Source organism: Paenibacillus sp. VTT E-133280 (assembly GCF_002264385.1).
GTDB lineage: Bacteria > Bacillota > Bacilli > Paenibacillales > Paenibacillaceae > Paenibacillus_AQ > Paenibacillus_AQ nitricinens.
In genome coordinates this window covers 32,626-53,258 of the sequence record NZ_NFUX01000039.1, presented here as the reverse complement: position 1 = coordinate 53,258, position 20,633 = coordinate 32,626, and the positions used below count along the sequence as shown (strand labels likewise).

10 protein-coding genes are annotated in these 20,633 nt (G+C 46.4%); 3 read left to right on the top strand and 7 right to left on the bottom strand.

The window, feature by feature from the left end; all coding sequences use genetic code 11:
• Positions 1-268 precede the first annotated feature (268 nt).
• Complete coding sequence (locus tag CA600_RS17370) at positions 269-1,147, top strand: AraC family transcriptional regulator (RefSeq protein WP_094871714.1); 879 nt, start codon at positions 269-271, stop codon at positions 1,145-1,147.
• Between the two features lie 98 nt (positions 1,148-1,245).
• Here CA600_RS17370 and CA600_RS17365 read toward each other — a convergent pair whose 3' ends face one another.
• The 5 genes from CA600_RS17365 to CA600_RS17345 form a co-directional block, all read right to left on the bottom strand.
• Positions 1,246-1,977, bottom strand: coding sequence for a sugar phosphate nucleotidyltransferase (locus CA600_RS17365; RefSeq protein WP_094871694.1), 732 nt, complete (start codon positions 1,975-1,977; stop codon positions 1,246-1,248).
• Positions 1,978-2,024: 47 nt separating this feature from the next.
• Positions 2,025-2,762, bottom strand: coding sequence for a glycosyltransferase family 2 protein (locus tag CA600_RS17360; RefSeq protein WP_094871692.1), 738 nt, complete (start codon positions 2,760-2,762; stop codon positions 2,025-2,027).
• Entirely contained in the window at positions 2,759-3,742 is a 984-nt protein-coding gene (locus CA600_RS17355; RefSeq protein ID WP_094871690.1) for a glycosyltransferase family 2 protein, read from the bottom strand. The genes CA600_RS17360 and CA600_RS17355 overlap by 4 nt, the downstream gene beginning before the upstream one ends.
• The gene (locus CA600_RS17350; protein WP_306440404.1) at positions 3,739-4,581 is read right to left on the bottom strand and encodes a glycosyltransferase family 2 protein; all 843 of its coding nucleotides are present in this window, start codon (positions 4,579-4,581) and stop codon (positions 3,739-3,741) included. The genes CA600_RS17355 and CA600_RS17350 overlap by 4 nt, the downstream gene beginning before the upstream one ends.
• Before the next feature lie 309 nt (positions 4,582-4,890).
• Entirely contained in the window at positions 4,891-9,756 is a 4,866-nt protein-coding gene (locus CA600_RS17345; protein WP_094871687.1) for a WIAG-tail domain, read from the bottom strand.
• A gap of 238 nt (positions 9,757-9,994) precedes the next feature.
• Here CA600_RS17345 and CA600_RS17340 point away from each other — a divergent pair, with 238 nt between their 5' ends.
• Positions 9,995-11,089, top strand: coding sequence for a YheC/YheD family endospore coat-associated protein (locus CA600_RS17340; protein WP_094871685.1), 1,095 nt, complete (start codon positions 9,995-9,997; stop codon positions 11,087-11,089).
• A gap of 86 nt (positions 11,090-11,175) precedes the next feature.
• Positions 11,176-11,967 carry an archaetidylserine decarboxylase gene (gene asd / locus CA600_RS17335; RefSeq protein WP_094871683.1) on the top strand — a complete coding sequence of 264 codons (792 nt, stop codon included), beginning with the start codon at positions 11,176-11,178 and terminating at the stop codon, positions 11,965-11,967.
• Between the two features lie 73 nt (positions 11,968-12,040).
• Here the strand turns inward: asd and CA600_RS17330 are convergent, their stop codons facing one another.
• Both CA600_RS17330 and CA600_RS17325 read right to left on the bottom strand, forming a co-directional pair.
• The gene (locus tag CA600_RS17330) at positions 12,041-18,904 is read right to left on the bottom strand and encodes a glycoside hydrolase family 3 N-terminal domain-containing protein (protein WP_094871681.1); all 6,864 of its coding nucleotides are present in this window, start codon (positions 18,902-18,904) and stop codon (positions 12,041-12,043) included.
• A gap of 574 nt (positions 18,905-19,478) precedes the next feature.
• On the bottom strand, positions 19,479-20,471 hold the full coding sequence (locus tag CA600_RS17325) for an ABC transporter substrate-binding protein (RefSeq protein ID WP_094871680.1): 993 nt from the start codon (positions 20,469-20,471) through the stop codon (positions 19,479-19,481).
• Positions 20,472-20,633 lie beyond the last annotated feature (162 nt).

The following is a 20,633-nucleotide window of genomic DNA, read 5'->3' as shown; positions in this document are numbered from 1 at the left end:
CCTCTTTTCGCAAATAATAGTTTAAGCGCTTTAACTTTCACTTGCAGCGGACCCTGATTTTCTTTTCCCCTCCTTAAATACAATTTATATGTAAATATAGCGCATTCATTTCTATTCAATCTCTGCATATTTTGTTATTGTTAATGATTTTCTACTTTTACCGCTATTTAATTTCTAGCCTGTTCAACAGGTCAATGAACGTGATACGATTGATTCAGATTTGGATCATGTTTCTACGAGTGCGAGGATCATTCCCGCCGGATTGGAGATGACACCCCTGGAAATCAACTTCTACAAGTCTGATCCCTTTCACATTAGCCGAGAGAAAAAAAATGTTTCAAGTATGCCTTCAAATCATTATCACGATGCTTATGAAATTCTCTACTTAGTGTCTGGAGAACTGTACTATTTTATAGAAGACCGAACCTTTCAAATCGTCAGCGGGGTTCTATTGTTCATTAACGCTAATGACCTGCACAGACTGATTAATGTAAACGGTATGATGTACGAAAGAGTTACTTTATTGTTTAAAAGAGAGTTCCTTCGCGACTTTTTTGCGGACAGCCCTCTTCCATTCGACCTCTTCTCCTGCTTTCACTCCAGATCAAATGCGATCAAGTTAAGCGGCTACGACCAGAACTTTGTCGAGAATCTTTTCAGCAAATTGATTCATGAAGACACCAAGAGACCTCCAGGCTTCGACTACTATCGGAAAATCCTGTTGATGGAGCTGCTGATCTTCATCCAACGAAAAAAGCTTCCGGATCAAAACGAGCATTTTGTAGTAACGAACCGGACCCATAAGAAAATTTCCCAAATCATCCATTTCATCAACGGTAACTTCGCTGAGCCTCTGTCTCTGGAATACATATCGGACAGGTTCTCCATAAGCACCTCCCATTTAAGCCGAACGTTCAAGGATACAACCGGTTTTACTTTCAGCGAATATGTAAATAATACCCGCCTGAAAGAAGCCCGCTCTCTGCTGCAGGACTCCAAATTAACCGTTTCGGAAATCGCTGAGCGTGCAGGATTTGGTAACCTTACCCATTTTGGAAGAGTATTTAAAACCATGACCGGAACCTCACCGCTCAAATACCGCAAACAGAACCGGGTTGATGAAGATAATATCTCTACGCAAGCATGAGATCGGGTGCTTCGTATGGTGAAAGATACACTTTCTTATATTTTATAAAAAAAAGAGTGCCCGACCCAAGGCCGGCCACTCCACGTTACCGCTGCCACTTATGGCAGTGCATCCTTCAGCTTCTCTCCCGCCTCCCGCAGAGACTGGAACGTCCCCGCATCGCTCCACCAATCCTTGAGAACATCATAGCTGAGCCTGCGGTTAGCAGCATATATATTATTTACATCGGTAATCTCCAGTTCCCCCCTCTTGGAAGGGGATACTTGACGGATGATGTCAAACACTGCTTCATCGTACATATAAATACCTGTTACGCAAAATTTGTTCTTGGGATGCTCGGGTTTTTCTTCGATATAAGCGATCCATGCAGCATCTTGACTATCGAACACGGGAACACCGTATCTACGTGCGTCGTCCACCGGCTTCAGCAATACCTTGGCTGTACCTTCAGGCTGCCGGAGATAGCTCTCCACGTAAGGCGTCAGATCATCCATAAATAGATTATCACCAAGCAATACGACAAACCGTTCCCCAGGGAAAATGAATCCTTCTGCTAAATCGAGAGCCTCTGCAATGCCTCCAGCAGCTTCCTGAATCTTATAAGTCAGAGATACACCAAATGCTGCACCGCTGCCTAAAAAATCCGTATACAGACCCGCAGATTGCTTGCTGATGACCAGAAGAATGTCGGTAATCCCTCCCCGGCGAAGCCGATCTATGCCGTAACAGACCATAGGATATTTGCCGACCGGAAGCAAATGTTTGTTCATAAGCCGGGTCAGCGGCCACAGTCTGGATCCTGTTCCGCCCGCCAGTATGACTCCCTTCACTTACTTTCCTCCTCTTTATCTAAGTCCTTTGCCTTCGGATCTGCACTTTATATGAAACTCGTTGGATCCACATTCCATTTGTTCATAAAGAGCTTACGATTTCGTTCCACCAGCTCCTGTAGCCCGGTGTGGTATACCTGCTTGAAGCTCGCACTTCCTTCATGGTGTACCAGACAATCTCCTGCGATAAGCAGTCGGTACCCCTTTAGCCTGGCGCGATAGCAAAAGTCATCATCCTCGTAATGTCCAGGTGAATATCTCTCATCCAGCAGACCTACGGAAGTAAGTAGCTCTCTTTTGAATAAAAAACATAATCCTACCAAACGTTTAGTCTCCAACCATTTTTGAGGATTGGAACGGTTAGTTATCTCTGCAGCCTTATGAAAATCTAACAGACTTTCATAATCAGTCTTCACCTGTTGACGTCCACTCGCATAGTTTGTCACTGGCCCAACAATACCAACTTCAGGAGCACTATATAGCGATCTCTTCAGATTAGTTAACCATCCATGAGAAACTACCACATCATTATTCAGCAGTAACAATTCATCCCCTGATGCTAGAAGTAGACCTAAATTGCAGGCGGATGGAAAACCTCGATTCTCAGGCAATGAAATAAACGTTATTCGATTCGCACGGCAATAGGCATCCGTTCCATCTGATGAAGCATTATCTACAACGATGATCTCGTAAGGCAGTGGAGTATAAGCACGTATCGATTCCACACAGGACCGCAGCAGAGGCAACGCGTTGTAGGTCGGAATAATAATACTAGTCATCGTCATATCCGGTTCCTCCAAGCAGCTACTTGTCTGCGGTATTCGCGCTGCGTTTCGCTATTAAGTAGGCCCCCATCATCTTGACGGGAAAGCACCTCAAGGAGAGCCTCTGCGTGATCCCCTATGATCAGTTTCTCCACAGCATTTCCAGCACCTATATTCGCTTGACGCAGCCGGTTATGCTTAATCACATTCACCGTTCCAACTTTCTCCACCCTTAGCTTCTCTAATACAGAACGAGCTTGGGCTTTAGGAGGAACTATTAATTCACGGTAGCCTATGGTCTCAAATGCTCTCCGGGAAAGCGCGTGCGGGACAGCCGTCATAGAGCTAACTCCGAGATCGTACCGTCCAAGAGCATAATTCAGAAACAGCTTGCTGCGAGTAACATCATCGCATAATCCAAAAGAAGGCATCAGTGGATCCAAATCATTAAGAGCCACGTCAATTCCACCATCTACAGCAGCTGTGAATAATCCGAGCTGAGCTGCAGGGATAACCATATCTCCGTCCAGGAAGAGTAGAATATCTCCTCGACTCAGCTTCGCACCAATAGCCCGCCCTACATCATGTCCAACGGACTCCGGGCAATGCACAACTATAGCTTGACGATGTTGTCTGGAAATGGGAAAGCTGCTATCGCTGCAACCGTTAAGCACGACGATAATTTCAGTAGGTCCCAGCCGCGTTACCTGTTGCAGCAGATGTCCCAAGGTCTGCTCCTCGTTACGCGCGGAGATAATAACTGACAAGGTCCCACGTAAGCACGGTAAATTCAATACCTCGCGACCTACCTTTGATTGCCGGGACAGAATCGGTGGCCGAGCGGTAGGGGTGCCTCTTTTTACCGAACGATTCGCTCCCCTTTGGCGGGGTGCCAGTTTTGTTTTGGCCTGACTAGATGCTGAACGTTTCTTTACCGTACGAGTTGCTGTTCCTCGTCGAACGGCAGAGCTACCAGATACTTGTAACAGAGCAACCATCATCTCACCATCTCTCTGCGCCGGGTTCCGTCGCTAAACCCCGCCCTGTTTCCCCGGTGTTCAAGCAAGAGGGATACAGCCTCCATATGGTCTGCTGTAATCAACTGCTGCAAAGGATCTGTGCCATCCTCCTTACGTCTGACCGCATTCAGTTTGCCTACATGTACTTTGTGAGCAGCCACCACACGTAAACCACTCAGAACTGCCTGAGCATGTGCCAGAGGGGGACGAGATAATAACTGACTCCCTAAGATTTCAAGCGCTCTTCGGCTGATTGCATGCGGAACCGCCGTCATCGAACATCCTTTTAGATCCGGACGGCCAAGCAAAATATTAAGTGCATGTTTGGATAGCACCACCGGATGGGGCGAAAGGCTCCGTACCGGTCCGGAATAATCATTAAGCGCTATGTCTGCGCCACCGCTAACAGCCGTGACGAAAGGACGTAGCCCCGAGGCAGGAATCACTAAATCCCCATCTGTAAACAAGAGAACCTCTCCCTTAGCTGCCTCTGCTCCGACACTGCGGCCAGCGTCGTGTCCAAGCGGTAACTCATAGGAAATAACATGCGCACCAAGCGAAAGGGCAATTTCTGCCGTTTGATCGGCTGATCCGTTGACGACTACAATAACCTCGCAGCGCGGATGGACTCCTCTAGCTCCGGCTATCGCTCCCGCGATGGTCTTCGCTTCATTCATGGCCGGAATAATAACCGAAACATAGGGATTTGGATGGTTAACAGTAGGGACTGCAGCGACTTGCCGCACTGGGCGAGAAGTCCGCCGCTTGATCCGAGAGACCCGCCGTCCCGTGCGGCGGGCAGAAGTACGTTTGGGCTTCATGCTCATCCACCTTCCTTACAGAGCCTATTCGTCAGGCTGAGGGTTACATCACAGTTTATGTACTTTGCCGAACAGAGTAACGGCCTTTGTCTCCTGTCGTGTGGAAAACAGGACAAATGTACTCACCGCCAAACTTCAGCTGAGACACATTTGCTTATACAAAATATGCTATCGGACACAATTAACTCTAAACGCCGCGTAGCGGGTACTAGGAATTGGCCGTACATGTAGCTAACGACCTAAAAACAGAGCAGCGATCTCCAATAAGGAGAATTGCTGCTCTGTTTTTTAAGAGAGGCTATTTGAATTTCAATCAAACACACGATCATCCACTGCCGGTTTGGCTAACGGAGCGCCGATAGCAATCCAAGAGATGACCCCGTAGAAATGCGGAGTTTCGCGCAAGCGCACCACTTGAATAACTGCATCTCCATTGGCTCTGCTCTTTAAAGAAGCATAGAAGTAAGGTTGATTGGTCATAGCGACAAGCACATAACCCGTATGACCAAAGTTCTCATCGAACGATACGGTCACCTCCACTGTCTCCGCATCCCCATTGAACATAAAGGCTGTCATCCCAAACTGCTGAAGCGCCTCCCGCTTCCCTGCAGTCTGAATCGGGCTGAAGGATAGATGTTCAGCATTTACAGAATTCACTGCCAAATGGGCACCATTTACTGCACCGGGAGCAATATGATAATCCTGAACGCTTTCTTCCTCCAAATGACGAGCTTGAATGGCAAAAGAAGAGATTTTGGAAGCCACAACCGCTTCATCCTGAAGCTCTGCCGACCCTACCGCACCATCAGCCAGATGAGTGGAATCAATGCTGGCTGCCATCAGCTTAGCTCCGTTGATGCTCGCATCAGGAAGCAGCGCTGCACTGCGTGTTTCATCCGCAAGATGCTCTAATTTGATGATACCCGGCTGCAAATGTCGATCTGCCACAATCTGGTCAGCAAGATGCTCTCCGTACACACTCCACGGTTGTAAATGTAAAGAATTCACAGAACCTTCGGCCAGTTTCTCTTCAGTAATACTACCTTCCGGCAACAGATCGGCGCTACGCACCTCTTCTGTCAGATGTTTCAGGGTGATGCTGTCAGATCGAATGTGACGACTATCCACCGAATCCCCAACCAAATGACCACCATAGACACTACCTGGGGCAAGATGGAAAGAATGGATAGATCCACCTTCCAGTTTCTCTCCTGTAATACTGCCATCCGGTAACAGATCCGCACTACATACTTCTTCTGCCAGATGATTCAGGGTAATGCTTCCTGAGCGGATATGGCGGCTATCAATCGTATCGCCCGCCAAATGCCCGCCATACACACTGCCTGGAGCCAAATGAAAGGCATTGATCGTTCCGCCCTCCAGCTTCTTCCCGGTAATGCTGCCGTCTGGCAGCAGCTCGGAGCTACGTGTCTCTAACGCTAGATGAGCTAGAGTGATTTCACCGTTTCCAATATGATGACCTTCTACTGCTCCCGGACTCAGTTGGCCACTTCCTACACTTCCAGGCACCAGATGAATAGAATCTACAGAATGAATTGCCAGCTTCTCACCAGTAAGGCTACCATCTGGCAACAGATCTGAAACACGAATCTCATCCGACAGATGAGCTAGTGTGATTTCACCATTTCCAATATGATGACCTTCTACTGCTCCCGGACTTAGATGACTACTCTCTACACTTTCTGGTGCCAGATGAATAGAATCTACAGATTCTTCAGCCAGCTTTTCACCGGTAATACTGCCTTCTGGTAACAAGTCCGCGCTTCGAGTTTCTGCTGCCAAATGAGCTAAGGTGATTTCAGCGTAACCGATATGGCGGCCTTCCACTGAATCTGGACTCAGATGACTACTCCCTACACTTTCTGGTGCTAGATGAATAGAACTTACCGATCCTTCTGCCAGCTTCTCACCGGTAATGCTACCGTCCGGCAGAAATTCAGAGCTGCGCGTTTCTTCTGCCAAATGAGCCAGCGTAATCTCACCAATTCGGATATGGCGGCCTTCTACTGCACCCGGACTCAAATGACTGCCATCTACACTTCTTGGTACTAGATGATTTGAATCTACGGATTCTACGGCCAGCTTCTCACTGGTGATACTGCCGTCTGGTAATAATTCAGAGCTGCGTGTTTCTTTTGCCAAATGAGCTAAGGTGATTTCACCATTTCGGATATGACGGCCTTCCACTGCGTCCGGACTCAGATGACTGCCATCCACACTTCCAGGTATTAGGTGATTTGAATTCACAGATTCGTCCGCCAGCTTTTCTCTGGTAATGCTACCGTCTGGAAGCAAGTCTGCGCTACGCGCATCTTTGGCTAGATGAGCCAGCGTAATCTCACTGTACCCGATATGACGTCCTTCTATTGTATCTGGACCCAGATGACTGCCATTCACACTTCCAGGTATTAAATGACTTGAATTCACAGATTCGTCCGCCAGCTTTTCTCTAGTAATACTGCCATCTGGGAGCAAGTCTGCACTACGTGCATCTTTGGCTAGATGAGCTAAGGTGATTTCACTGTGCCCAATATGACGTCCTTTCACTATATCCGAGCTCAGATGACTGCCCTTTACGCTTCCAGCCACGAGATGAATAGAACCTACGGATTCCTCAGCGAGCTTCTTGCCGGTAATACTACCGTCAGGCAGTAGCTCAGAGCTAAAAGTTTCTTCTGCCAAATGAGCCAGTGTGATCTCACCATGCTGGATGTGACGACCTTCTACTGCACCCTGACTCAGATGACTTCCGTCTACACTTCCTCGTACAAGATGAATAGAATCTACGGATTCTTCTGCCAGCTTCTCCCCGGTAATACTGCCCTCTGGCAACAAGTCAGAGCTGCGTGCATCTTCGGCTAGATGAGCCAGCCTGATCTCACCATGCCCGATATGACGTCCTTCAATCGTATCCATGCATAGATGGCTGCCGTCTACACTCCCCGGTGAAAGATGCTGGGAATCCACAGCCCCTTTGGCCAGCTTGGAGCCACTAATGCTGCCCTCCTGCATTTGAATCGAAGAGATGGAATTAGGAATGATATGACCATTTCCGATGGACAACGGCCGGATATGTGCTCCGCCGATGCTTCCCGGATTCATATGTCTGCTCTGAACCGCACTATCACTGATGGATTTTGAATGAACTGCATTCACAGATAAATGCTCTGCCTGCACTGCCGCGACTGCTAATTTACTGGAATCCACACTTCCATCGGCAAGCTTAGCCGATGTGACCGATAAATCACTAATCTTATCCGTCGATACACTTTCGGGAGACAGCTTTAACGACGTTACCACATGATCTGCCAGATGATGTGGCTGCACTGCTCCAGCTGCCAAATGAACCTCTCTTACCGCAGCAGAAGCCAGCTTATCTCCTGAAACCGAACCGGACTGAATCGCAGCAGCAGTCACACTATTTTCGCCGAGATGTCTGCGTTCCACAGCTCCAGTGGCAAGATGATCTTTATCCACCACAGCATCCTGCAAGGCACGACCGCTCACGCTGGCATCTGCTAGATGTTTCTCCTCCACTGCACAAAAAGCAATATGCTCCCCACTCACCACTTCACGAGCAATCGTGCTGCCGATGACCGATCCTGCTGCCAGTTTAGCCGAGCTCACTCCTCCATCCGCTAACTTGGCAGAAGTAACGCTCTGTGGACGAAGATGCTCCGCACCCACAGACTCTGAAGCTAGCTTCTCTCCAGTAACAGCACCGGAGGATAAATGATCCGTATGAATAGCTTCATCCATAAGCTGCTCCGAGCCTATCGCCTCCGAAGCTATATGGGAGTGATTCACAGCCTCACGTTCCAGATGATTAGAGGAAACAGCTTGCATAGCAATTTGCGGTCCGCGTATAGCGGATTTGGCAATATGTCTGGTGGTTACAGCTTCATCTGCTAGCTTATGTGCGAGTATGCTTTGATCAGCAATCTTCGATGCGGTGACCGCTTGCTCAATCAGCTGTGCAGTACCTACCGCACCCTCCGACAGTTTCAAGAAAGAAATGCTTCGGTCAGCCAAATGGCGACTCGATATTTCTCCATCCCCGATATGGGAGCCGTGTACACTTTCTGCACTTAAGTGGATGCTTCTCACCACTTCTGTACCTAGCTGCTTGGAACCAATTGCACCATCCGCTACATGCGCACCTTCGATAACACCCGACTGGAGCTGTTCCTTGCCAATAAGCTTGTTGGCAAGCTGCTCTGGTCCGATCGCTCCGGGAGCTAAATGTCTGGCGGTTATCAATGCATCGCTAAGATGGCGGCCCTCAATAACAGCATCAGCCAGCTTGGAGCTGCTGATTTCGCCATCAGCTATTTTATCGCCAGATACCGCTGCATCAGCCAGCTTAGAACGGTCAACACTCCCGTTTGCCACATGGCGGCCTGTGATACTGCTACTTCCTATTTTTTCACCAGTAACCGCGCCATCTTCCAGTAGATCCGCCGTAATAATCAGATCGCTTAAATGACGGCTCTCAATGGATTTATCTGCAATTTGACCGCCGCCGATAATCCGATCAGCCAGCTTCTCTGGACTAATACTGCCGTTCTTCAGCTTCTCTCCACTGATGGAATGATCCAGCAGTTTACCGCCACTTACGCTTCCTTCAGCTAAATGCTCACCCACAATGGATTCAGGCGCAATTTTCGAAGAAGTAACTGCCTTGTCCGCGATATTGATACTTTGCACAGCGTAATCTTGCAGCCATGGTGTACCGATAATGCCAAACTTCAGCTTTGAACCATCAATAGTGCGTGGAGCGATTTTCGCCCCAGTCACTGCTGCATCCGATAGATCATCTGTATAAACGGGCTGGAACCGCTCTTTTTCAGGAGCGAACCAAATCGTCTCAGGAAGATTATCCGCCTGTTTCTGAAGCTGCTCTTCCACTATAGGCTCAGGCTCTGGTTGCAGAACTGGTACGGAAATTGATTCCTCTTGAATGAATTCAGCTATTGCCCCTCCACTTACCTGAACATCAGCGAGCTCTGCTTTACTGACTCCGTCATTGCTGCTCCCCGAATCCTTAGAACTGCTTTTGCCTTCCAGCATGTTCAGTTCCTTTATATTGGGATTATCTACATAGTAGAGTCGTTTTTGTGGACTGCGCGGCTGCTTTTTTTTGGAACCCCTCACAAGCAGTCTCCTCCTTCCATCTGTTGTTTCTCCTAGGCATCATATGCAGCGGTATGGGCTGATGACACCCTTTTGCGATAAGCCCATAATAAGATTCTGATGAAAATTATATTTTCTTATATTAAAAAAAGGCTTCTGCCGCCGCGCATTCGTCCACCCTGACACGCGGGTACAAACATACAATGACAAGAGTAGTAAAAGCGGGAATCACGTGACCGAAGAAACAGGAGGAACAAACATGGGGCATAAGCTCGTTGGAATACTACTAAATGCCGATATGCACCGGGGCGTTCCCCGGCTAAAAACAGGACAGGAGTCTCTATCCAACTATGAAGAGGCGGCCGCTGCATACGGCTTGGTCCCCTGCTTCCTGAAGCTCGCGGACATCGATACAGACTCAGGCTTCAGTGCCGCCTATATAAAGGGATCTCATGGATATAAAAGCGTAGTAGTCCCTACGCCCACTGTCATCCATAACCGGGCCATATACAGTCAGAATAGCCCAGGAATGCAACGTCTGCTGCGGCACCATCCTTTGGTGTACAATACTTGCAATCGATACGGCAAGAATGAGATCCATGAACTGCTTGAGCAGCATGAAGAGCTGCGCGAGGTTTTACCAGCAACAACTGGAGGATCTGGACTCAAACAAATGATGAATCGTTACCCCGATCTTATTCTTAAACCTTGCCGTGGAAGCATTGGGAATGGTGTCATGCGACTGGTTCGTAAAGGGTCTCAGCGCTGGAGCTTAAATTATCTATCACCCTCAATGCGTCGCTGGATAAGCACTCCCGTATATCAGGGGGCACTGCCAAAAATGCTACGAGCACGCCTTGCCTCTGTCCCTTATCTCGTGCAGGAGCGTATTCCCCTTGCTGAGATTGGAGGACGTCCCTTTGATTTACGTGTCACCGTTCAACGTGGCTGGGGAGGCGATTGGCAGGTCACGGGTCTCTTTGCTAAACTTGCACCCCCTGGGGGGTTTGTCTCTAATATAGCCCGTGGAGGAGAAGCGTTAAGCTCTTCCTTTGCGCTGGAAAAAGCCTTCTCTAGAGCAATAGCGGCCCATATCCGTATGGCTGTCGAAACACTTAGCCTTGTTATAGCTCGTTGTCTCGAACAAGACCTTCCAGGTCTGGCCGATATCGGACTGGATATTGGCATTACTAAGGATGGTCGCATCTTCTTCATAGAGTGCAATGGCCGCGATCAACGCTATGGATTTCATAAAGCCGGCCTTACGGAGATTTGGAAGGAGAGTTACCGAAGACCTATGGGATACGCACGTTTTTTACTAGAAAAGAACAGCCTCATATATAACAGTTATTGATTTGTCTCCTATTCTATGTCAATATAATGCAGAGCAGATGGCGGCCACATACGACCGTACTGCTGTATTATGGAAGGGAGATGGGCATGGTAAAACAATTGCTGCGGCTAATGACCGAGCTATCCTCGCACCGATGGCTTTCACGGTTAATGGGGTCTTTTTCTCATAGTAGACTCAGCCGTTTTCTAATCCCGGTATTTATTAAGACTTATCAAATCCCCTCCGCTCAAGCGGAGAAGAATCCTGGAGAATATCACACTCTTAATGAGTTTTTCAGCCGCCGGCTGAAGCCTGGCATGCGGCCTATTGCAACCGATGCTGACGCTTTAGTGAGTCCCGTAGATGCAATGATTACTGCTATGGGTGACATTTCCTCTGGTACGATTATGAATGTAAAAGGGCAGGATTATAAGATCGAGGATCTACTTAATCATTCTCCGCATCTGGAACTATACAAGAGAGGTTTTTTCTTCGTCCTTTATCTAAGTCCTACGGATTATCACCGGATTCACTCTCCCCTTACTGGACATAAGGTTGAGAGTGATCATATTCGTGGACGAGCCTATCCTGTCAACGATTTCGGCATGCGACATATGAAGGGCGTACTGAATCGCAATGAACGTCTTATTACGTATATCGCCGGAGACTACGGAGAAACCGCAGTAGTAAAGGTAGGCGCGATGAACGTCAGCAGCATCGGGTATACGGATGCTAACGCTACCGAGTGGCAAATCGGCGATGATCTAGCCTATTTCGAGTTCGGCTCCACTGTAGTACTGCTTATGGAGAGCGGTACTTTTACCCCAAGACCCAAGCTTGAGGTCAACACGAAGGTAAAGATGGGGGAATTGCTGGGGACGCTGCATCGGCCGCTTTAGTAAAGCTGCGATATAACAAAATAAGGGTATCCCTAACCGATTGAAAATCGGCGCCGGGATACCCTTGTTTTGTTTATTTCACTTTAGAGCTTGTTACGCTAGCATAGTAATCCAGTACATTGTTAATGATCACAGCTGCTTCAGCTCTTGTGGCCGAAGCTGTCGGATCCATTTCTCCACTGCTGCCTCCATTTACAATAGCAAGATCTTTGAAGGCATACACCGCTTCTTTAGCATAACCCGCAATAGAAGCATCATCTGGGAAGTCATGGTTAGTCACTTGCGGCAATTCAACATTCAGTTTCTTCAGTGCATTGAATAGAATTACACACAGGTCCTGACGGCTAATGCTGCTGTTAGGAGCAAACATGCCATTACCGATACCATTGATCAGTTGATTAGAAGTCCCAATCTCAACATAGTTTTTATACCAAGCATCTTTCAGAACGTCAGTAAACTGCTTTTGATTCTCGCCCATGCTGAAGTTGAAGCTTTTTACTACCAAGGCAACAAACTCTGCACGGTTTACCTTCCCACTTGGATCAAAGCTTCCGTCTGTTCGTCCGCTGATAATATTTCTCTCCACCAGCGCTGCAATCGCAGATTCTGCCCAGCTAGGAATTAGAGTAGCATCTTTAAACTTATTCTTAAGCTCTTGTCTGATTAGCTCCGGTGTCTTCGTTTTTCCATCTGTTGTTGGAGGCTGAGGCTGTTCTCCAGGTTTTACGACTTCTCCAGGAATCGATGGTACTGAAGGTACCGCTGGGGTAGCCGGTGTTGGTGTACTTGGTTGACCATCACCTCCACCGCTGTAAGGCTTAACGATCACAGAGAACTGTACCTTCAGGCCAAGTGGATTAGTTATACCCTCCGGCAAGATCAGATCCCCCTTGATGGTGTACATTCCTTCCGTATTACCGTTATAGCCTTCCTTGTTCCACTGAACAGAAACGACCTTAGTCATCCCGGTATTCAGGGTTACTGATACTGAAGCTGGAAGCTCCAGCACGTCAAAGCTGGTACCATAAGCAACACTTTTACTTGCTAGTGCTTGCACTGCCGTGATTTCCGGTATCGTAATGACCTCCGGCAGTACTTCGATCGTAATCGATACCTTCAGGTCCTTTGGATTGCTGATACCTTCCACAGGTACTAGCGCTCCTTTCAGGATATAAGCTCCTTGCTTATCGCCATTATAACCTTCACTATTCCAATCGATGGATATCGCCTTTGTCTCACCGTTGTTCAAGGTAGCTATGACCGATGATGGCAGCTTCAATCCATTAAATGGAGTGCCAAATGGAACGCTCTTACTTTCCAAATCCTGCACTGTGACAATCTCAGCGATACGAATCACTTCCGGCATTACCTGAATGGTGATGGAAGCTTTCAGATCATTAGGGTTGATCATTCCTTCTTCTAATATCATAGTACCGTTCAGTACGTATGATCCTTCCACATTGCCGTTATAACCAGCAGGGCTCCATTTAACAACAAGTTCCTCCTGCTCATACGTATCAAGCGTTACTGTAACTGAAGACGGCAATTCCAACTTATCAAAAGCGGTGCCAAATTCAACATTTTTGCCCTCCAGCTTCTCAACTTTAGTAATCTGGATAGGTTTAGTGCCTTCTGGCAGTACAACCACTGTAATAGAAACAGTTTGATGGGTACTATTCAACACACCCTCAGGAAGCTCAAAGCTACCTGCCAGCGTATAACTCCCCGCTTTTCCACCGTTGAAATCTTTACTATCCCATTGTACAGGCAAGTGAATTACCCTTTTGTTGCCCAATGTAGCTTCCACTGTAGCTGGTAGATTTAATTCTCCTGCAGCAGTTCCGAACAGCACACTCAGCAGTTGCGGCTGAGCAATCGATATAATTTCTTTAGCATGGGTATCTTCTGTCCATTTGGCATAATACACCGCGCTTATGTTCATTACCGTTTCTACGGTTAATGCATTACCGGTCCCTTCTTTATTATCAAACCAGCCAGTAAAAATGTAGCCTTCACGTTCCGGTACCCGAGGTAAGGTGCTTAATGCTTCACCTTTAAATGCGGTTACTTTGGCAGGAGCCGGTGAGTCCAGATAATTCTGATCGAAGGTGACTTCAATCGGATCAGCATAAATGAGTTCAACATATTGTAAATTCGCATTTAGTCCGTTAAAAATCATATACACATTATGTTTTCCAGTCACTTTGGTTCTGTCTAGGAAGGTCTCCGCTGTCAAATAATGATCAATGTAAGAATTTCCAGGCGTTTGTTTGCTGCTTGCTATTCCATAATTTCCCCAAGCAGCGCCTGCTTTCTGAGCAAAACTAATGCTTGCAAATTCATTACCAAGTTCAAAAGAACCTCCGCCGCTGTAGGCATCAGCGTATGCTCTTCCTTGTGTAGTAGCTCTTTTAACTGGTTTACCCGTATTGTCAGCCTCTGTATAGAATTTAAAAGATGGAGACGATCCGCCTTCACGGGCATACTGCACTCTTACTTCCACAAGATTAGTCAAGTCAACCTGACCGAAATAAACAAGGTCATTAGAATTGACATAACTCATGGCGTCCGTACCACTTTCGAATCTGAACTGGGTATTCGTTGCATAAATCCATGGTGCATTATAAGGATAGATTCTAATACCGTTCTCTACTTTCAGCGTTTCTATCGGAGCAATATGGATTGGCATAGATGATATGCTCAAATCTGTTATAGCCGCTTTCAAGGAAGCTATGGCTTCTGCTACAACCTCGTCATTGACCGGCTCGGCAAGTACTGCCTTAACCTCTTCCAATACAGCGTTAAATTTGAGCTTTTTATAAGCAGTATATGCATTCATATCGATGTTTTGAGCAGCCTCAATTTCCGCACCTAACGCTGAAGTGTCAACATTGTCCTGCTTCAACTGGAAGGTTAACCAGTTCAGGTCAATGCCAGCACTCTCAAATACAATTCTAAGGGTATGCTCGCCTGCCGACAGCTGAACATCAGGAATTCTGAAGGTTTTCCATACCCCTTTAGTTGTGGTAAGGTCGAAGGTCCCCAGTAGCTTGTCGCCATCATAGATACCAAAGGACATTTGGGCGACATCCGATTGGCTAGAGCGAATTCGTGATGTAACTTTGTACATGCCTTCTTTCTCCACATTTACCTTATAGGAGATGGCTTCACCCTTGCTTGTATTGGTGTAGCATAATCCGCCGTCTACATCATTACTGCTTACTGGCGTGATTATCGGAGTAATGGAGGCAAATTCCGTCTCAGCTACCTTCAATTTAGTATTTTTCCCAATCTTCTTGACTGCCAAAGCTACATCACTGTTGATTCTGACATAATCAAAATCGGCAATAAATGGATCTGTGAGATTCTGACTTCCGTTGGACGCAAGTAACCCGAACTTCGGATTGGCATAGTTGGCAGTTGTACTGCCAAGTGAAATATACTCTTTGCCATCAGCACTGACATAACCGGAATAGCTGTTGCCTATTTTTTTCAGGCGTAAATACAACTCTTTCTTTTCACCAAAAATACTCGTGAGCTGAGCGGCAGACAGTTGCCCAATCGTAACAGGCTCCGTACCTACGGTCTCTTTGGTCATACCGATGATCTTTCCGCTACTGTATTCATACTTCACCCAGATATAGTTATTGTTATCCTGTGAAGCTGTGATGCCGACACCGTTATAATTTTGATTTGGCGCTTTGCTCATATTAATTTTCACTGTTGCTTCCCAGTTTCCAAAGGCCTCCTGCTGGAAATAGTTCTTCAAATCTGCATGATCACTCCAGAAGTCGCCTCTTTCAGCGATGATTCTCAAATATCCGGGAACAGTGCTCAAAGACCAATTTTTGTTATTTTCTGTATTGGTAGCCGTCTCTTTATTAATCATCCAGAAGTTGCTTAAATTCTCAGTGTCGAACTCATCGCTTTGTGGGGTCGTACCAAACTGTATCACATAGGAGTTGGCCTGATCGGAGCTGATACATTTGATCGTCACTCTTTTATTGATGAGGTCTACGTTGGCCGTTGCTTTTACACCATCATTCATTTCGAATGTAACTTCAGGTAAAGTAGCCCCATTACTGAGACCTACATCATAACTGAACCTAGTCTGTGAAAAGCCCTCAAGCGGCTTACCATCAATAGAGATATTCTTTAAATAAGCATAGGTCGGATTCTCAAAAATCGGTTCCAGGCCTTCCTCCGACGTGAAGATAACCTTGTAGATCCGTTTCTCTCCTCCGGCCGAAGCAGTAATTACAGCAGCCGGTCTATCTTTATCGGCTTGTCGTATACTTACGTCTACACCAGCTATCGCCGTAGCTTTGACTTCCGGGTAGCTGCTAGTTTCAGTCGGCTCACCAAAGGCTTTATAGTCGAGTTTCAATGGATTAAATATTTTGATCTTTTTGCCGCCAACCGTAATATCAGAGAGCTGTGGATCTCCTGATTTGTCCGTATTCACCCGGAACCAATCTCTTCCCGGCGTATAATTGACCACGTAATCAATCTTTGCCGTTCTTGCAAAGGCTGGAGATTGCATCAAAAAGCTCGTGATATTCTTGGCAGAACGCTGCAATTCTCCCAGGGTCAGACTGCCGTTAGCAAGCGATGTCATTGTATTAAAGGTACTGTTATTCCGATTCTTATGCGTTTCTGCATAATCGTTCGGAATGACCATGTAAAGGTCATTTTGGGCACGGACCATGGCTTTGCCGTTGGTTTCATCATAACGATTGGTAGTGGCATAGAAGCCCTGATCCTCACTCATCTTCGCCCACCAGTCTGTCATGACAATTCCGTCAAAGCCCCACTCTCCGCGGAGGATCGTGGTATTCAGATCATAGTTACTGGAAGCCCATGTTCCGTTTACCGGACCATAGGACGTCATCACTGAACGCGCCTTTCCACTCTTCACTGCCATTTCATAACCTTTCAAATAAATCTCGCGAAGCGCTCTTTCAGAGACAAGTGCATTCACAAGATGTCTATCCGTTTCCTGATTGTTCGCAGCGAAATGCTTAATAGTAGGCGCCGTACCGTTCTTCTGAAGACCTCTTGTCTGTGCAGCAGCCATGATGCCTGTCAGTAACGGATCCTCCGAAAAATACTCGAAGTTTCTCCCGTTCAGGGGACTTCTGTGGATATTGATTCCCGGTCCTAGCAGCGTATCGATATTGTTAATCAGCATTTCTTTGCCAAGAAGATCAAATAATCTTTCATTCAGCTCGGTGTTCCACGTACAGGCAAGCATCGTCCCGTTCGGGATACTGGTTGCCTTCTCTGCATTGGTCTCCATCCGGATTCCTGAAGGGCCGTCCGCAGCACTATCGATAGGGAGCCCTAATTTCAGCAGATTTTTAGTAACACCACCAAAAGCCGCAGCGGTACCGGCAGTAACTTTGGGGCTGGACATCCCTTCCCCTAAAATAATGGCCCCCAGATCGTTGTTGGACAATTGTGCAATGAACTGATCCATAGTCACTTTCTGATTGTATACATCCAATAAGGTATAACCCTTGTCTCCCGTTTGTGGAATGGACGCAGGGAGATTTTGCTTGATTCTCTCATCCAAGTCGGTAGTCCGTGTCGGTACCTTTTCAGTGACAGTGGTAAAAGTACCATTTTCATTCGGTTGACCTGGTTTGATACGATCAAATTCCTTAGTTGGCGCGAGCGCTTCCTGCAAGGTTTCTACAACCTTCAAAGCATTAAGGCTGTATACTCCTTGCTTTTCGCTGTCACTTACACTGTTACCTACGTAAATATTATAGTCACCAGCTTCTAGAACATAAGATGAATCATGACCTGTAATTCCACTATCATCATAGGAGGCCATATCTTTGGTGTCATACGTGATGGTGATCGACTGTGATTCCCCTGGCTGTAACAGCCGGGTCTTAGCAAAAGCAGCAAGCTCCTTGGCCGGCTTGCCAAGTTTACCCTGTGGTGCACCGTAATAAATCTGTACAACTTCTTTGCCTTCCACCTTACCTGTATTCTGAACAGTTACAGTCACTGCAACCTCATTCTCACCAGCGTTGACATTATCAGTCGTGATCTTGAAATTGGTATAGGACAGTCCGTACCCAAATGGATAGAGCACCTTATCCGGAGCAAAGGTCTCAAAATAGCGGTAGCCTACATAAATATCCTCACTATAAGAATTCTCAGTTTTGCTGCCAAAATGTGCAGTAGAAGGGTAGTCAGCAAGTGTAGCTGCAATCGTATCGCTCAATTTACCGCTTGGCGTAACGTCTCCGGTCAGCACGTCGGCTACTGCGCTACCGCCTTCCATCCCCCCTTGCCATGTGTACAAAATAGCAGCTTTGGGATAGTTTTTCGCCCATGACATATCGATAACGTTAGCTACGTTCAATACGATGGCCACTCGGTCGAATTTGGCATAGACCCGGTTAAGCATGTCTACTTCAAGGTCTGTCAGTTTATAGGCACCCTTGACGTCCGTATTATCCTTATCTTCACCGGCTGTTCTACCGATGATGACCACAGCTGTATCCGTTTTTGCTTTTGCTGCATCCACTATTTCGTCGGTCAAGGGCATTTCCGCCTGGGACCACGGCTCTGCTGCCCAGCCACCACCGCCATTGTTGAAAGGATTCTTTTTGATCCAGTCAGCATATACCTTCGCCAGATCTTCATTTAACTTGAGACTGGGATTGTTCCGGAGACCTTCCAGAATCCCATTCACATAATCTACCCTTACCGCACCGCCAGATCCTGTGCCAGACTTGTAATAATGCGCTTGTATGCGGCCAAATACCGATACATTTTCACTCTTCTTGATAGGGAGCACTTGTTCATTCTCATTTACTTGTGATCCTGCTAGTTTATACGCCGGATTTTGCAGCAGCACAATTCCTTCAGCGGCCACTTCTCTGGACACATCCGCTAAACCCGGGAGAACCTTGGCCATAACGGGAGAACTGGTACTAGGCGTTATGATTGAGGTTATCAGAATGCAGCAGAATAATATTTTAAGTAAGCGATTACAATTTTTCCTCATACTTATCACCATTCCTTTCGATTAAGGTATAGCTTAGGATTATGGGTCATCGTAAAGAGCGAGATTTCAATTAAATTTCTAATACATAAACGTTCACTTCATAAATCGATAGGATGAATTTACTTTCAGGAAGGAGTTATTCTCTAGAGCGCTAGCCGCTGTGGAGTAAGGCTTATTCAAGCATCAAGTGTGTTACTGATTAAATCTAAACCGGTTTAGATTTTTTGCATAATTCTCCTAACTCATACTTACAAATTAAAACGTGCGAAAATGTTCATTAATTCCTCCTTTACTTTTTAAACTTACATTGAATACTATCATCAGAAATATCATCCTAACATAGAAAATCCTCATAGATTTATTGAATATACTCATATATCACAAAACTAAATTAAAAATAGCAGGGAGAATCAGCATCGCTCAATGCCGATTCTTCCTGCTATAAAAACCAAAAGCAAGTTCGTGGACTTTCGTTGAATTAGAATTATTTTGCAGATAAAAGACTCTCAGTAATGTAATTTAACTGCGCTTCAAGCGTAACGGGATCACTATATGTATCAGCGGTTGGGTCCAGTTGGAATACGTTGCCTGCTTTTACGGCAGGGAGATGCTTCCATAAGGAGTTGTCATAGACGATTTTCGGATCGCTCGTATCGCCAGCCCATGGGCATGTGAATACAATATCTCCAGCAAATTGAGGCAGCTTCTCAAGGGAGATTGTTGCCCAACCAGTGCCGCTGTCTATAGCTTCTTTCTGCGCTTCAGAAGGTGCTTTCAGGCCAAATTCATTATAAATAATTTCTCCACCGCGCCCGTAGCTGTGACCGAATACGAATAGTCCACCGGAATAAGGATTTAGGATAGAAACGGTTCTATCACCTACAGCTGCCACCACCTTAGGCTTCAATTCACTGATTTTTTTGTTCCATTGTTCCACCCAAGCTTTAGCTTCGACTTCTTTCCCCGTTAATGTACCGAAATCAAGCATTTGATCTCTGATAGTTTTTGCTCCGTATTGAATGGCTACTACTGGCGCTATTTCGGCCAGTTTCTCAATTCCTTCCATTCCGGAGAATACAACAATAAGATCAGGATTCAGCTCTAAAATGTGTTCAAGAGACGGTTCATCCCCAAGGCCTTGAACGCCTTCCAGCATTCCTTCAAAGTAGGGACTGTTTAAGACACCATTCATAACACCAACAGGTTTGATACCTAACGCCAAGAAGTATCCAGTGTCGAAGGAGGTTAAATCGACAATCCGTTTCGGATTCCTGGGTACTTGAATATCTCCGTTACTTGCCTGATATGTAACCATGTCCACTTCGCTGGATGAGTCATTGCTGTTTGATGAAGATGCAGCACTTTCTGTCCCTTCTACTGAGGTGGTGTGCTCAACTGCTTGTCCGCAAGCTGATAGCAGTAACGTTATAACCAAAGTAAACACAAGCAATAGGTAAGTTTTTGGAGATTTAAACAAAATAAATTCACTCCAATCGACATATTATATAATGATAATGATACTGATAATCATTATCAATACAACTATATAGTATTATTCTATCCTTGGCAATGGAGAATACGTTAACATCTACTGCATTTACCTTTTGGATGCCTACTACACACTACAAACAAAAGGACA

Coding starts and splice junctions, on each gene's coding strand:
- CA600_RS17370 (WP_094871714.1), top strand. CDS start 269: ATGACACCCCTGGAAATCAACTTCTACAAGTCTGATCCCTTTCACATT.
- CA600_RS17360 (WP_094871692.1), bottom strand. CDS start 2,762: ATGACGATGACTAGTATTATTATTCCGACCTACAACGCGTTGCCTCTG.
- CA600_RS17355 (WP_094871690.1), bottom strand. CDS start 3,742: ATGATGGTTGCTCTGTTACAAGTATCTGGTAGCTCTGCCGTTCGACGA.
- CA600_RS17350 (WP_306440404.1), bottom strand. CDS start 4,581: ATGAAGCCCAAACGTACTTCTGCCCGCCGCACGGGACGGCGGGTCTCT.
- CA600_RS17340 (WP_094871685.1), top strand. CDS start 9,995: ATGGGGCATAAGCTCGTTGGAATACTACTAAATGCCGATATGCACCGG.
- asd (WP_094871683.1), top strand. CDS start 11,176: ATGGTAAAACAATTGCTGCGGCTAATGACCGAGCTATCCTCGCACCGA.
- CA600_RS17330 (WP_094871681.1), bottom strand. CDS start 18,904: ATGGCCAAGGTTCTCCCGGGTTTAGCGGATGTGTCCAGAGAAGTGGCC.